The organism is Actinopolymorpha pittospori (assembly GCF_014873875.1).
Lineage (GTDB): Bacteria > Actinomycetota > Actinomycetes > Propionibacteriales > Actinopolymorphaceae > Actinopolymorpha > Actinopolymorpha pittospori.
The window spans coordinates 10,456,945-10,470,772 of the sequence record NZ_JADBEM010000001.1 but is presented as its reverse complement, the minus strand read 5'-3'; the positions used below and the strand labels follow the sequence as shown (position 1 = coordinate 10,470,772).

Sequence of the window (13,828 nt, the reverse complement as noted above, 5' to 3'; positions counted from 1 at the left end):
CCTACTCCTCCACCCAGATCTTCGTGAAGTCGACCCACCAGGACTTCGGTTGGACGTATCCGTGGACCTTCGGTGACATGACCCTCAGGTTCAGGTCATGCATCCAGAAGAGGAAGTCCGCGTCCTTCAACGCGGCATCCATCATCGCGCGCAGGTCCGCCTGTGACTGTTTCTGGTCGAAGGAGGAAGCTGCCGCGAGATAGTTCCGATCGACGTCGGGATTACACATGCCGGCCGCATTGGGCAACCCGCCCGGACGTTCGCACAGAAATGTCGTGCTGTAGCCGTTGGGAGTCATCCCCGCCGCCGGAGACGCCCAGAGGATGTCGATGTCGGACCACTGCTGCTTGTCCAGGCCCTCGAGGCCGACGGTGATCAGCGTGTTCCACTCCATCGGCTTCAATTCGACGTCGACACCAACGGCCTTGAAGTCGGCCTGGAGCTTCTGCATCATCGGCTCGGGGAACATGTTGCCGGAGCCGCCGGTCGTGTAGCCCATGGTCAGTTTCAGTTCACCGGGCCGGTAGCCGGCCTCGGCCAGCAGCCGCTTCGCCTTGGCCGGGTCGTAGGTGTAGCCCGGGAACGACGAGTCGTAGTCGGGATGCCCTTGGTAGACGTACTGCTTCGCCGGATAGCCGACGTTGTTGATGAGGGCGGCGGTCCCCTCTCGGTCCAGTGCGTAGTTGAGCGCCTGGCGCAACTTGAGGTTGCCCTTGAACGGTGGCCGGAACATGTTGAAGCGGGGCATGATCCCGTGCGGGTACTTGCCAAGGTAGATCCGGAAACCGTCGCCCTTCAACTGGTCCAGCGCGTCCGGTGAGGGGACCTCGGCCCAGTCGACCTCGGCGGACTGCAGCGCCGACATTCGGGCCGCCGCCTCCGGCTGCGGATACAGGACGATCTTGTCGAGCTTGGGACGGCCTCGCCAGTACTTCTCGTTGGCGCTGAGTTCCATGACCTCACCGTCGACGTACTTGGTCATCCGGAACGGTCCGGTGCCCGATGCGTGCGCGTTGTAGTTGTCGTTGCCGTACTTCCGCACCGCTGTGGGGCTCGGGAAGTAGATGTGGGCGAGGTCCCACAACACCCAGGCGTACGGCTGGGTCGTCGTGAGCGCGACCGTGTGGTCGTCGATCTTCTTCCACGTCCTGAAGTAGCGGAAGTAGGTCGCGTACCGGGGCGCGTCGACGTCGGCGTAGAGCTCGAAGCCCGGGTTCTTCACGCGTTCGAACTGGAAGAGGACGGCGTCAGCGTCGAAGGGGGTCCCGTCGTGGAAGGTGACACCCTCGCGGAGTGTGAACGTCCAGGTGAGCTTGTCGGGCGAGATCCGCCATGAGGTCGCGAGGGCCGGGTGTGGCGTCGCGATCTCCTTTGCCTGCTCGACATTGAGTCGGGTCAACCCGTCGTAGATGTTGTTCCCGACGAACCGGTACCCCTCATAGCCCTCGTTCGGCGGGGTGGCCGGGAACGGGATGTTCCCGGCCGACATCGCGATCCGGAGGGTGCCGCCGCTGCCCTTGTGTGCCGTCCCGCTCGCCGCGCGGTCTCCTCCGCCGCCGCAGGCGGCGAGGGCGACCATGGCGAGGACGGCGATGCCCGCGACCACCTTCCAGCGGTCGACACCTCTGGGCCGTGGCCGACCCACCTTCGAGGGTTGTCCCATCAGAACCTGCCTTCGACTGAAACGTGTCTGGCGGTCAGTGCCGTCGATGCCGACGACGTCGTGGGCATCGACGACCCGACGGCCGCACGCCGAGGGGTACGAACGTGGCCGACACCCGCCTACGCGGACCGCAACAGATGGCAACGACTCCAGCGCGTCCCGCCGGCGGGTACCGGTTGCGGCCGCTCCTCCCAGCAGGTGAGGGTGGCGACCTCGCAGCGCGGCGCGAACGCGCATCCGCGGGGAAGCCTGCTCAGGCTGGGCGGTGCGCCGGGAATCGAGTGCGGACGCGCCTGCTGGCCGGGCTGGACGTTGGCTTCCACCAGGCCACGTGTGTAGGGGTGAGCCGGATCCAGGAGCACCTGGTTGACCGGGCCCATCTCCACGATTCGCCCGGCATACATCACCGCGACCTCGTCGGCGATCTCGGCGGCCACGGCGAGGTCGTGGGTCACGATGACCACGCTCATGGTCCCGCGCCGCTGGACCTCACGCAGCAGTCGCAGGATCCGCGCCTGGACGGTGACGTCAAGCGCGGTGGTCGGCTCGTCAGCGAGCAGCACGCTCGGTTCGCACGCGAGGGCCATGGCGATGACGACCCGCTGGCGCATACCGCCGCTGAGCTCGAACGGGTAGGCCCGCAGTCGCTGTTCGGGGGAGGGGATCTGCACGAGGTCCAGGAGTTCGAGTGCCCGGGCACGTGCCGCCTGTCGGCTCAGGCCGAGATGTCTGCGCAGCGTCTCCACCAGTTGACGTTCGACGGTGAACACAGGATCGAGCGCGGTGAGCGGGTCCTGGAAGACCATGGACACGTCGCGACCCCGGGTGGCCGCCCGCTCGCGGCTGGACAGGGTGAGCAGGTCCCGACCCTGCAGGAGCACCTGGCCTGTGATCGACGCGCTACCTGGCTGGATACCCAGAACCGAACGGAGCATGGCGCTCTTGCCGCTCCCGGACTCGCCGATCACCGCGAGAACCCTGTTCTGTTCGAGACGAAACGACACGTCGTTCACGGCGCGGAGCGGGCCTCGTTCGGTCCTGAACTCCACGGACAGGTCGCGGACCTCGAGCACGGCGTCCGATGTCACCTGTTCGCCGGACTGCGTGTTCACGAGCGTGAGGCTCATGTCTTCTCCCTATCTGGCCGGCGGGAGATCAGTCCCGCCGCGACGCCTGGGTGGTGAGCACGATCCGGTCGGCCCGGATGCGCCCGAAGCTGTACTGGATGGGGCGACCGTCGATGCCACGTACAAGCCGCTCCATCAGCAGCAGCGGTGCACCCGGGGGAACACCGAGCACGGGTGCGGTCACCGGGTCGGCCGTGGTCGCCTGCAGCTTGAGCTCGGAGACGCCGACCTCGCAGCCGAGCTCCTGCTCCAGCAGGTCATAGATGGAGATCGTGAGGCGGGCGGCGGGCCGCAGCAGCGGCTCGCCCAGATCGAGTGGGAGCCAGAGCGACCGGACCGCGACCGGACGCCCGTCGAGACTCGTGCGGTGCTCCACGACCACCGCTTCCCCCGGCCGGGCAAGCTGGAGTTGCGCCGCGACCAGCGGTGGTGCCGGGATCCGGCCCAGGTCCAGCACCTCCCAACAGACCCGGGCCGGGCCCGATTCGAGACCGTCAGGAAGACCTTGCGCCACGTCGATACCGAGTCCGGATCGTTGCGGCGCGACCACAATGGTCCCCGCGCCCTGCAGCCGCTCGATCAACCCCTCCGCACGGAGCAGGGCCAGGACCTCGCGGATCACCCCACGACTGACGCCGTACTCCGCGACGAGTTGGCTCTCACTGTGCAGAACACTGCCACTCCGCGCGCCCCCGATCTCGGCGCGGAGTATGTCCCGGACGCGACGTACCGCGCTCTGTCGGCGCCCGCTCTGCGATCCGGAACGCCGGCAGGCGTCATCGGGTGTCGCGTCGGTTGGACTTCGCCTGACCCGCATCTCTCGACCGTCCCCAAACTCCCCCGGGTCAGCAGCGGTGTCCCTCGTCGGTCACGGTGCGTCGACGGCGATGATGTCCGCGAACGGCACCGACTTCTCGTACGCGTAGGCCACCCGCAGCAGCAGCGGATCGTCGAAGAACCGGCCCACGAGCTGCATACTCACCGGAAGGCCGTTCGACTTGCCGCAGGGGACGGCGAGAGCGGGATGCCCGGTGTAGTTGAACGGTTGGGTGTTTCGCACCGCCTTGCGGGTGGTCATCATGAGGTTCTCTTCGAGCGCCGCCAGGTGGTCGGTCGGCGGGTCGTACTCCGGTGCCTTCATGAGACAGGTCGGCATCAGCAGGACGTCGACGTCGGTCAACGCCTTGTCGTAGGCCTTGATGAAGGACTTCCGCACGTTCTGTGCCTTGGCGTAGACCTGGCCATGGAAGTTGCGGCGGCTGAACTCCGCGGTGAGGTAGTTGAGTTTCGTCCGCGGGTTGAGCACGTCCGCGTGCATCGTCAACATCTTGTGGACGGCGGCAATGAGTGAGGCGGGGTAGTACGTCCTCGTGAACGCGCCGAAGAAGCCGGTGTCGAACACCGCGCGGGACCCCTCGGCACCGAGTGCGGTGGCCGCCTCGCCCACCCTGAGATGCTCGGGTACGGAGACCTTCGACACCTTCGCTCCGGCGTCGGCCATGGTCTCGGCGGCGGCCAGCACAAGGTCGCGAACGTCGTCCTCGGCCGATTCGAAGGCCTCCTCGAGAATGCCGACGCGCATGCCGGCCATGCCCATCGTCAACCTGCTCGACGCGTCGAGCCGCTCCGGGACATCGCGGCCCTGGCGGGGATCGAGCCCGTCGTGTCCGGCGACCGCGTCCAGGGCCGCCGCGGCGTCCTCGACGCTTCGGGTCATCGGGCCCGTGTAGTCGATGCTCTGGTCGGAACCGAAGCCGATGCCGAAGTGTGAGACCAGCCCGAACGTCGGTTTCAGTCCCACGTTGCCCGACCAGGCCGCGGGAATGCGGATGGATCCGCCCTGGTCTCCTCCGAAGGAGATGTCGACCTCGCCGGCGACCACGGCCGCGCCGGATCCGGAGGACGAACCGCCCGTCACATGGGCGGGATTGTGCGGGTTCTTCGGCCGCCCGTAGTCACCGATGGCGCCACCGAACCCGAACCCGCCGGTGAAGCCGTTCATGGCGTTCTTGCCGACGATCCGCCCACCCGCCTCGAGGACCCGCGTGACCACGGTGGCGTCGAAGTCCGGAACGAAGCTCTCCATGACGTACGAACCGAACGTCAGCGGAATCCCTGCTACGGCGATGTGGTCCTTGAAACTCACTGTCTTCCTGGCGAGCAGCCCTTCGGGCGCACCGGGAATGTCGCACTTCCACAGCCAGGCGTTGAGCGGGTCCTCCTCGGCCGAGGGCCGATAGCCGGGCGCGCGTTCTGGGTGGACCGAAGGTGGGCGTGTTTCCTCCAGCCGCGACTGCAGGAAACTGTCGAGCGCTTTCAACTGCTCCACGAGGTACTTCTGATAGAGGATCGCCTCGTCGGCTCCGAGGTGGATCCCCAGCGCCTTCGCCGCCGCTGTCACCTCGTGCACATCGGGAACCGCGAACATTCCGTACTCCCCTCATCCGTGCCGCTGGTAAGACGGTCCGGCGGTGAGGTTGCAGGGCGGTGTCGCTCTGGTATGCGTTTGGTTACGCCGGGTGTTCGAGCCGTTCGTACCCGCTCTGAGCTGCGGAGACGTCGGAGTTCGGGGCCTGATACGCCGCTGACGTGTTCCCGGAACGGCGTAGTCCACGCCGTGCCGCAGCGCCGTGGCCCGGCGTCGTGCGCGGCTACTCCGGGGCGGGCCCGGCGTCGAGGGGGTAAAAGGGCCGGCTGCGCATCATGCGGGGTCGGGCGCTCGCGTTCGGAGCCGCGGCGTGCATCACCCACAGGTGGGTGAGATACACGTCGCCCGGCCGGCCGGTGAGCTCGACGACGCGGGCGGGCAGGCCGTCGATGTCGGTGTCGACGTCCATCAGGCGACGGTTGCGGTCCGGGTCGTCGTCGGGCTTGCTGAGTCCTCGCAGCCACGGGTGGGACCTGAGGAAGCTGTCCCGGACGTGTTTGTACTCCCGCTTGTCGGCCGGCAGTTGGGACACGTAGCGCTCCAGCAGGCGGTGGGAGCCGGCCAGCTGGACCGTCCCGCCGCCACCCGGCTCGACGGCGTCGACGAACGCCCAGTGCTTCACGCCGATGAGCTGCCCGGGTGGCGTGTCGTAGCCGACGTCGGTGTGCCACATGTGGTGCGGCACCCGCCAGCTGTCGGCGTTGGGCAGGGTCACCAGCACCTGGCCCTGATGCTTGGGCTCCTGCCATCGCCCTGGCCCGAGCAGGTCGTCGAGTGCCGCGCGCAGGGGCGGGCCGAGGATCGCCTGGAACGCCGGGTGCCGTTTGGTGGTTTTCATGCCACTGACGTAGTGCGGCGTCCACGTCGACGGGTCGTCCTCGTGGATGCCGTGGCGTACGGCGAGTTCCTTCCACACGACCGCACGCATGGCGCTCGCGTCGGCGGCCGAGAAGGCGCCCTCGAGCTTGACGATCCCGGTTAGATCGAACTCCGCGCGTTGTTCTGCGGTGAGCATCTCCCCAGTTTCGTGACGTGGCCTGGACGTCGCAAAGGGTTATTCCCGGACCGGTTTCCTTGTCAGGCGTAGGAGGTCGCCGATCGCCTGCAGTACGGCGTGCCGGCGTTCCTCGTGCATCCAGGCGTGCCCGGCGTCGTCGAGGACACGGTGCTCGCCGCGGGGAACCGACGCGGCCAGTTCGGCGTGCAACGCGAGCTTGCGCTCGTTGATCTCCGCCAGGAGTTCGGCGGGCCATATCCGGGCCTGGGTCTCGTCGTGACCGACGGCGCTGACCACGATCATCGGTATGTCGGGGACCGCCGGTGCGTTCCGGAGTTCGTCGGCGACCTCGCCGTAGAGGTTCTTGTCCTCCTCCCAACTGGCCCGGTAGGTCGCGAGGTGGCGGTCGACGAGAGCGTCCCGGACCGAGTCCGGCCACGTCGCCAGGAGATCGACGATGGGGCCGCGGGCGGCCTGGAGTTGTTCCGGTGTCGCCTCGGGGAGCTCCTGGCTCTTCATCTGGGCCAGCAGCTCCACCACCTGTTCGGGAGCGCGGTTGAGCATCTCCTCGTGCGTGGGGTCCAGCAGGAGCAGGCCGGCCACCTCGTCGGGGAAGCGTTGGGCGTAGTGGCGTGCGTAGCCTCCGCCCAGGGAGTGGCCGACCAGGACGTAGGGGGCGGGCACGTCGGCGACGCGCAGCAGGTCCCGGAGTTCGTCGGTGACCTCCCCGGCGGTGCGGGGGAGCTGGACCGGTTCGCTCCACCCCGTCCCGGCCCGGTCGTAGAGGACGCTGGTGGTCAGCTCGGCGACCCGGTCGTGGACGTTGAGGTAGTCCAGGCCGACCAGGCCGGACCCGGGTACGAACACCACGGCCGGACCTCCGGCGCCGGAGCGGTACAGCATCAGCCGCCGTCCGTCGACGTCGTACCAGCGACCCAACGGGGGTTCGGGGATGACGGCCGCCGGTGGGCGGGCCGCGGACGACTGGGTGGGCATGGGCGTCTCCCTCGACCGAACGTTCTCAAGTTTGAGAAACGTATCAGATGTGAGATCGTAGGGCGATGGACACGGTGGACCTGCTCCTGCACCCGGTGCGGCTCCGCGTCGTGCACGCCATGACCGGCGGCCGTGCACTGACGACCACCGAGCTGTGCGCCCTCCTCCCGGACGTCTCCAAGGCCACCGTCTACCGGCACGTCGGACTGCTGGCCGACGGCGGAATCCTCGAGGTGGACGGCGAACACCGGGTGCGCGGCGCCGTCGAACGCCGCTACCGCCTACGCCCGGAACGCGCCGTGGTCGACGCCGGGAAGGCCGCGTCCGCGACGCCGGACGACCACCGTCGCGTGTTCGCGCTGGCCATGGCCATCCTGCTCGCCGAGTTCAACGCCTACCTCGACCGGGACGACGCCGACCCGGCCGCCGATCTGGTCGGCTACCGCCAGCACGCGATCTGGCTCGACGAGGACGAGCGAGCTCAGCTGATCAGCGAGCTTCGCGAGGTGATCGTGCGCCACATCGGCAACGAACCCGAACCCGGGCGGACGCGGCACCTGCTCAGCCCGATCCTGTTTCCGACCGAGCCGCCCAGCGGTGCACCACCTGATCCGGAACGCGCGTGAGGTCCACGATCGGCGTTCCGCTCACGCACCGGCCCTTCGCGTCCTCACCGATGGTCGGACAGAGCGCGGGCGAGTTGGCCCAGCGCGGCGGTGAAGTCCTCGGCGGGGAGGTGGCCGAAACCGAGCCGGAAGACCCGGTCGTGCTCGCCGAACCAGGAGCCCGGTGCCACTCGGGTGTCGAGGTCGTTGAGGCGGGCGTAGAAGGCCACGACCGCGTCGTCTGAGAACCGGTCGGCGGGCAGCCGGAGGCAGCACATGGCTCCGCCGTCCGGCGCGACGATGTCCACGGGCTGGTCCTGTGCCCAGTCCAACAGTTCGGCAAGCCCCTGCCCGAGTCGCTTGGCGCGTGGCGCGAGGATCTCGGCGCTGCGGCGGAGTGCTCCTACGGCGAGAAACTCCTCGAGCGCGGGGCAGGCGATGGTGGTGTTGAACTTCGCGGCGCGCAGCCTTTCGTACAGGTCGACGTCGGTGGTGGTCAGCCACCCGACCCGCAGCCCGGGAGCGCCGTGCGCCTTGGACAGCGAGGAACAGGTGACGACCCGCGACGCCGTCGTGGCCGCCGACCGAGGTGTCGGATCGTCGCCGTAGGTGGCCTCGCGGTAGGTCTCGTCGATCAGCACGACCGCTTCGGGTGCGCGTCTGTCCACCGCGGTGAGCAAGGCGCGCAGGTCGGTGTCGGTGAGCCGGACGCCGGAGGGATTCTGCGGCGAGGCCAGCGACACCAGCCGGGTCCTCGGCGTGAGCGCGGCGGTGAACCTGTCCAGCGGCAGCCGGTAGCCGTCGTCGAAGGACAGCGGCACGACCTCCACCTGGGCACCGAGTCTTTCCGGGACCGTCCGCGCGGGCGGAAAGCACGGCGTGGTGAGGAGAACCCGGTCACCGGGACGGCATGTCGTCTGGGCGAGGAGGAACATCGCCTCGATCGCGCCGACCGTGACCAACACCTGGTCGGCGTCCACCCCGACGCCCGCGGCGACCAGGTCGCGCAGCCGCAGGTCGCCACGCGAGGTGCCGTAACCGAGCGCCACTTCGGCGAGCTCGCGCGGGTCGACGAGCTCCTCGAGGGTCAGCCCCGGGCAGGTACTTTCCGCGAGGTCGTAGCGCACCGCGCTGTCGGTCAGGGCGGTCATGGCACTGGGCGCGAACGTGGTCATGGCTCCATGCTGGGAGCGGCTACACCGCGGTGGAAGAGCCAGTTCCACCGAATTGGATTGCCGATCGAGCCAACCGGAGGGCGATCGGGGAGGGGCGGACAAGGTGAAGGGGCGCCCGACGCGAACGTCGGACGCCCCTTCACCTGCTGGCGCGGGGACCGGGCGCGAGAACAGCTGTCTGGCGCGAGGACCGGGGGCGCCTGTCTACCAGGCGTAGTCCTCGGGCGCGGTCTTGTGACCCGGGAAGATCGCGTCGAGCTTGGCCAGCGCCTCCTCGTCGAGCTTGACGCTGAGCGCCCGCTCGGCGGCGTCGAGCTGCTCCATGGTGCGTGGCCCGATGATCGGGGCGGTGATGGCGCGCTGGGCGAGGATCCAGGCCAGCGCGATGTCGCCCGGCTCGTGCCCGAGCTCGGCGGCGAGCTTCTCGAACTGCTCCAGCTGGGAGCGGTGCCGCTCGATCGCGTCCGCCTGCTGGCGACGCTTGCCCTCGTTCTCCTTGCGGAGCACACCACCGAGCAGGCCACCGGCGAGCGGCGACCACGGAATGATGCCGAGGCCGTAGTGCTCCGCGGCCGGGATCACCTCGAGCTCGATGGCCCGGGTGAGCAGGCTGTACTTCGACTGCTCGCTGACCAGGCCGAGGAAGTTCCGCTTCTCGGCGGCGGCCTGCGCCTGCGAGATGTGCCAGCCGGCGAAGTTGCTGCTGCCGACGTAGAGCACCTTGCCCTGGGCGACGGCCACCTCGAGGGCCTGCCAGATCTCGTCCCACGGCGTGTCCCGGTCGACGTGGTGGAACTGGTAGAGGTCGACGTAGTCGGTCTGCAGACGCTTGAGGCTGGCGTCGAGGTTGCGACGGATGCTCAGCGCGGACAGCTTGCCGGAGTTCGGCCAGTCGTCGCCCATGTCGCCGTAGACCTTGGTGGCCAGGACGGTCCGCTCGCGGCGGCCCCCACCCTGGGCGAACCAGCGGCCGACGATCTCCTCGGTACGGCCCCGGTGGCCCTCACCGCCGTAGCCGTTGGCGGTGTCGAAGAAGTTGATGCCCTTGTCATGGCCGGCGTCCATGATCGCGTGCGAGTCCGCCTCGGACGTGAGCGGTCCGAAGTTCATGGTGCCGAGACACAGGCGGCTGACTTTGAGGCCGGTTCGGCCGAGGTGGGTGAATTCCATGACCTCCATCATCTGGCTGACACGGCCACGCGTCCAACAACGGGGATCGCTCGCTTTCAGCACCCAGAGTGCTCAATTGCTACGGAGCCAGCGGAAAGCCGGCCCGTACATGCGGCCCATCGTCCTTGTTCGTCGGGCGTTGTTCATCCGATGTTCGCTTTCGTCGGCCCGACCTCGTGGCCACCGCCGGGGACTTCTCCGTCACGCCACGTTGCGCTTGTTCGGGACCAGCAGGTGCGGGTCGACGTCCTCCGCCTCCAGGCCGAAGCTGATGATCCGTCGCGGGTGCACCCGGATGGCGGCCCTGGGGCTTCCCGTCGCGGACTCGGCCGGGAACTCGACCGCCTCGCCCAGGCCCCTGATCTCCAGGCAGCGAACCCGCCACGGATCCGTGGACGGTACGTCGTCGACGACGAAGGCGACCGGGGCACCGCCGACCACGTTGCGGTACTTCCTGCTGGCGGCCATGTTGTAGCCACTGACGTCGATCGTCGCGAGGTCGGCGTTGTAGCGGAAGGCGACCGGGCTGACCTGAAGCGTCCCGTCCGGTTGGGCGGTGGCCAACCGGCCCAGACGCTGGCTGGTCAGGTAGGCGATCTCGGCCTGCGTGAATGACATCGTGGTCTTCCGACCTCCGCACGTGTACGGGCCGACGACGAGTTGTCGGCAGCCGCGGCCCGGGCTCTCGCTGACCAGAACACCCTGAAACCTCAAGTGCGGTTGATGTCAAGCGGAGCCGTGCGGACGGAGCCGGACGGCCGTGACGGCGCGGGCACCGGGCGAACACGCACCGTCATACCTGGCCGATTTATGCCCCGGGCCGTAACTTCGGGGGCTCTGGAACGTTCCTGGTGGAGGGGGATCGCCAACGTCGTCGATCCCCCTCCACGGGGGCACAGCCTTCCGGTTCAGAGCCGGCGCGGGTCAGCGCAGGTTGCCCACCCGGTTCGCGTCACGCTGCGCGGTGAGGGCGAGCTCGGTCGCGGTGAACACCAGCTCCTGCGGAATCGCGGTGTCACCACGCTCGACCACGTCGGCGAGGATCGCCGGGAAGTACGGCAGCTCCACGTCATCGCTTCGCAGGTAGTTGGTGCCCTCGCCGTTGACGAGGAAGAGGTGGTCGCCGCCGGGGCGGCCGAGCAGGTCGACGTTCTTGCGGAGCTCCATGTAGCCCTCGGTCCCAAGAATCGTCAGGCGTACGTCGCCCCACACGCCGAGACCGTTCGGCGTGTACCAGTCGACGCGCGCGTAGCCCTGCGCCTGCTCGCTGCGCAGCACCAGCTCACCGAAGTCCTCGAAGCCCGGCCGGTCCGGGTGGGCGAAGTTGCCGACGGTCGAGGAGACCACCTGCGCCGACGTCGAACCGGTGAGATAGAGGAACTGGTCGACCTGGTGGGACGCGATGTCGGCGAGGATGCCGCCCGCGAGCCCGGGATCGAACGTCCACGCCGGCCGCGTCTCCGGGCGGAGGTGGTGCGGGCCGAAGCCCACCGTCTGGACGACCCGGCCGATCGCGCCCTCCTCGATCAGCTTCCGCGCGTGCAGCGTTGCGCGGGAGCCGGTCCGCTCCGAGAACGCCACCGACCAGAACTTGCCGGACTCCGCCACCGCCGCACGCACCTCGGCCAGCTGGTCCAGGGTGAGCGCGCCCGGCTTGTCGGCCACCACGTCCTTGCCGTGGCGCAGCGCCTCGACCGAGATCTCGGCCCGACGGGCGGGAACCGCCGCGGTCACGACCAGCTCGATGCTCGGGTCCTCCAGTAGCTGCCTGGCGTCGGCGACCCGCGGCACCTCGGGCGCCCGCTCCGCGACGCCGGCGCTCAGCTTGGTGTCGGTCTCGCTCCACAGCCCCGCGAACTCGGCGCCCGCTTCGGTCAGTCCGCGGATCAGGCCGAGGACGTGGGCGTGGTCGAGTCCCAGGACGGCGAACTTCAGTGGTTTGCCGGTAGTCGTCATACCCCAACCCTTCCACGACCCACGCCGATCGGGATGGCCACATCGTGTCGCGGCGGGCCTGCCTCCACAGCCCGGTTCGTGGCCCCCTGATCCACCTCCGAGGCGGGCGGTCAGGTGTAAACCGGTGCCAGATCGACCAGCACCCGGTAGTCGTGGATCCTTCCCTGGTCATCGAGGTGCAACAACGTGACCGCCGGTATGGTGACGCTCCGCCCGTCCAACCGGTCGTAGCGCACCGACAGCTCGAGGATCGTGTCCGGCCCGACGACCCACTCGTTGACAACGGTGTGGTGCAGACCTTTGATCGTGCCGTAGAAATCCTTCAGCCCAGCCTTGATGGCGGCGGGGCCGACCATCGGCTCGGCGTTGCCGAAGACGATGCGCCCATCGGGGGGCAGGAACCGACTGACAAGAGCGGTCACGTCACCGGCATTGACGGCAGCGAACACCTGCCTGGTGAGTTCACTGGGCATGTCCCTCCCCAGAACCAAGCACCTCCGGACCGCCGCGAAAAGTCACCGACGGGAGAGGTCCGAGCCACGGCGCCAGTGTTACGCGTACGACGCGTGTCAGCAACGACGCAGTGGAAGATCACACTCGAGGGAGGAGAGCCGGGAAGGACCAACCGGGTGGGCCCTGGACGCCGCCTCGCGTACGGTGGCCATCGTGCCATCGGTCCGTCGGCGCTCTGCCGTGGCGGTGTTGTGGAACGTCGGCGTTGCCGCCGCCTACTTCGCCGGCGCGGAGTTGGGGCTGCTCGACCAGCTGCTCCGGGGGCATCTCACGCCATTCTGGCCGTCCACCGGTATCGCGCTGGCGGCCCTTCTGCTGCTCGGTTGGCGGGTTGCGCCCGGTATCGCCGCAGGTGCGTTCATCGCGCTCGTCTTCGACGGTATGGCGATATACGAGGCGGTGCCCATCGCGATCGGCGACATGCTTGCACCGATGTTGGCCTGTTATCTGTTGCATCGGGTGGATTTCCATCCCAACCTCGACCGACTCAGGGACGGCTTGGCGCTGGTGTTCCTTGGCGCGTTCGCGGCGATGACGGTGAGCGCGACCGTGGGCACCAGCGTGCTTGTCCTCAGCGGCGACGCGCTGGCTCACACCAGCGAGAATCCGTGGCTGCTCTGGTGGATGGGCAACGCGACGGGCGTCCTCGTTGTCACACCGCTCCTTCTGCTGCTGCACAAACCGCACCGGCCGGGGTCCTTCCGCCTCGCTCGAGTCGCTGAGATCGCCGCTCTCCTGGCCGGCACCCTCCTCGTGGCCGGCCTTGGGAGTCACACCAGGTTCGAGGTGCTTTTCCTGGTCTTCCCGTTCCTGTTCTGGGCAGCGTGGCGCTTCCAACTCGCCGGCTCGGCACCGTGCGTGCTGATCGCATCGGTGGTGGTGACGCTTGCCGCCGAGGGCCGAACAGGGACGTTCGCCGAGGGCCGCCTGTTCACGGAGCTGGTCACACTGCAGGCGTTCAACGCGTCCGCCGCGCTGACGGGACTGTTGTTGGCGGCAGTGATCGCCGAGCGAAACCACACCTATCGGGAGGTCGAACGCGCTGTCATCCATCTCTCGGATGTGATGAGCCTGCGGGACCGTGCGGGACGACACGTGGAGAGTTGGCGTGCGCCGTCTCGTGAGGACGAGGCTCGCAGGTAGGAGGCGAAGAGGACCACGATCGACCGGGCGCCTCGGAGAACCTGCGCTGTCGGTG

General features: G+C 68.4%; 13 protein-coding genes. 2 read left to right on the top strand and 11 right to left on the bottom strand.

The window, feature by feature from the left end; genetic code table 11:
- Position 1: 1 nt before the first annotated feature.
- From HEB94_RS48470 to HEB94_RS48445, 6 genes are all read right to left on the bottom strand, one after another.
- A complete protein-coding gene (locus HEB94_RS48470; RefSeq protein ID WP_192756085.1) occupies positions 2 to 1,663 on the bottom strand; it encodes an ABC transporter substrate-binding protein in 1,662 nt (553 codons plus the stop codon).
- A 119-nt stretch (positions 1,664 to 1,782) separates the two neighbouring features.
- Positions 1,783 to 2,790: an ABC transporter ATP-binding protein gene (locus HEB94_RS48465; protein ID WP_192756084.1), complete on the bottom strand. Its 1,008-nt coding sequence runs from the start codon at positions 2,788 to 2,790 to the stop codon at positions 1,783 to 1,785.
- Between the two features lie 28 nt (positions 2,791 to 2,818).
- Positions 2,819 to 3,607 carry a GntR family transcriptional regulator gene (locus HEB94_RS48460; RefSeq protein WP_192756083.1) on the bottom strand — a complete coding sequence of 263 codons (789 nt, stop codon included), beginning with the start codon at positions 3,605 to 3,607 and terminating at the stop codon, positions 2,819 to 2,821.
- Positions 3,608 to 3,658: 51 nt separating this feature from the next.
- On the bottom strand, positions 3,659 to 5,218 hold the full coding sequence (locus HEB94_RS48455) for an amidase family protein (RefSeq protein WP_192756082.1): 1,560 nt from the start codon (positions 5,216 to 5,218) through the stop codon (positions 3,659 to 3,661).
- Between the two features lie 223 nt (positions 5,219 to 5,441).
- Complete coding sequence (locus HEB94_RS48450) at positions 5,442 to 6,233, bottom strand: phytanoyl-CoA dioxygenase family protein (protein WP_192756081.1); 792 nt, start codon at positions 6,231 to 6,233, stop codon at positions 5,442 to 5,444.
- A gap of 39 nt (positions 6,234 to 6,272) precedes the next feature.
- Entirely contained in the window at positions 6,273 to 7,211 is a 939-nt protein-coding gene (locus HEB94_RS48445) for an alpha/beta fold hydrolase (RefSeq protein ID WP_202896958.1), read from the bottom strand.
- A gap of 65 nt (positions 7,212 to 7,276) precedes the next feature.
- Here HEB94_RS48445 and HEB94_RS48440 point away from each other — a divergent pair, with 65 nt between their 5' ends.
- Positions 7,277 to 7,837, top strand: coding sequence for a helix-turn-helix domain-containing protein (locus HEB94_RS48440; RefSeq protein WP_192756080.1), 561 nt, complete (start codon positions 7,277 to 7,279; stop codon positions 7,835 to 7,837).
- 44 nt (positions 7,838 to 7,881) lie between these two features.
- On the opposite strand, the gene HEB94_RS48435 is transcribed toward HEB94_RS48440, so the two are convergent.
- From HEB94_RS48435 to HEB94_RS48415, 5 genes are all read right to left on the bottom strand, one after another.
- The gene (locus HEB94_RS48435) at positions 7,882 to 8,991 is read right to left on the bottom strand and encodes a pyridoxal phosphate-dependent aminotransferase (RefSeq protein WP_192756079.1); all 1,110 of its coding nucleotides are present in this window, start codon (positions 8,989 to 8,991) and stop codon (positions 7,882 to 7,884) included.
- A 204-nt stretch (positions 8,992 to 9,195) separates the two neighbouring features.
- Positions 9,196 to 10,161, bottom strand: a complete 966-nt coding sequence (locus HEB94_RS48430) for an aldo/keto reductase (RefSeq protein ID WP_192756078.1) — start codon at positions 10,159 to 10,161, stop codon at positions 9,196 to 9,198.
- 201 nt (positions 10,162 to 10,362) lie between these two features.
- Positions 10,363 to 10,779, bottom strand: a complete 417-nt coding sequence (locus tag HEB94_RS48425; protein ID WP_192756077.1) for a PPOX class F420-dependent oxidoreductase — start codon at positions 10,777 to 10,779, stop codon at positions 10,363 to 10,365.
- Between the two features lie 306 nt (positions 10,780 to 11,085).
- On the bottom strand, positions 11,086 to 12,117 hold the full coding sequence (locus tag HEB94_RS48420) for a Gfo/Idh/MocA family protein (RefSeq protein WP_192756076.1): 1,032 nt from the start codon (positions 12,115 to 12,117) through the stop codon (positions 11,086 to 11,088).
- Between the two features lie 110 nt (positions 12,118 to 12,227).
- A complete protein-coding gene (locus tag HEB94_RS48415) occupies positions 12,228 to 12,590 on the bottom strand; it encodes a nuclear transport factor 2 family protein (protein WP_192756075.1) in 363 nt (120 codons plus the stop codon).
- Positions 12,591 to 12,783: 193 nt separating this feature from the next.
- On the opposite strand from HEB94_RS48415, the gene HEB94_RS48410 reads away from it, so the two are divergent.
- The gene (locus tag HEB94_RS48410) at positions 12,784 to 13,773 is read left to right on the top strand and encodes an MASE1 domain-containing protein (RefSeq protein WP_202896957.1); all 990 of its coding nucleotides are present in this window, start codon (positions 12,784 to 12,786) and stop codon (positions 13,771 to 13,773) included.
- Positions 13,774 to 13,828 lie beyond the last annotated feature (55 nt).

Excerpts from the sequence above, each read along its gene's own strand:
- HEB94_RS48445 (WP_202896958.1), bottom strand. The coding sequence starts at position 7,211 with ATGCCCACCCAGTCGTCCGCGGCCCGCCCACCGGCGGCCGTCATCCCC.
- HEB94_RS48415 (WP_192756075.1), bottom strand. The coding sequence starts at position 12,590 with ATGCCCAGTGAACTCACCAGGCAGGTGTTCGCTGCCGTCAATGCCGGT.
- HEB94_RS48420 (WP_192756076.1), bottom strand. The coding sequence starts at position 12,117 with ATGACGACTACCGGCAAACCACTGAAGTTCGCCGTCCTGGGACTCGAC.
- HEB94_RS48440 (WP_192756080.1), top strand. The coding sequence starts at position 7,277 with ATGGACACGGTGGACCTGCTCCTGCACCCGGTGCGGCTCCGCGTCGTG.
- HEB94_RS48465 (WP_192756084.1), bottom strand. The coding sequence starts at position 2,790 with ATGAGCCTCACGCTCGTGAACACGCAGTCCGGCGAACAGGTGACATCG.
- HEB94_RS48435 (WP_192756079.1), bottom strand. The coding sequence starts at position 8,991 with ATGACCACGTTCGCGCCCAGTGCCATGACCGCCCTGACCGACAGCGCG.
- HEB94_RS48430 (WP_192756078.1), bottom strand. The coding sequence starts at position 10,161 with ATGGAATTCACCCACCTCGGCCGAACCGGCCTCAAAGTCAGCCGCCTG.
- HEB94_RS48470 (WP_192756085.1), bottom strand. The coding sequence starts at position 1,663 with ATGGGACAACCCTCGAAGGTGGGTCGGCCACGGCCCAGAGGTGTCGAC.
- HEB94_RS48455 (WP_192756082.1), bottom strand. The coding sequence starts at position 5,218 with ATGTTCGCGGTTCCCGATGTGCACGAGGTGACAGCGGCGGCGAAGGCG.
- HEB94_RS48460 (WP_192756083.1), bottom strand. The coding sequence starts at position 3,607 with ATGCGGGTCAGGCGAAGTCCAACCGACGCGACACCCGATGACGCCTGC.
- HEB94_RS48425 (WP_192756077.1), bottom strand. The coding sequence starts at position 10,779 with ATGTCATTCACGCAGGCCGAGATCGCCTACCTGACCAGCCAGCGTCTG.
- HEB94_RS48450 (WP_192756081.1), bottom strand. The coding sequence starts at position 6,233 with ATGCTCACCGCAGAACAACGCGCGGAGTTCGATCTAACCGGGATCGTC.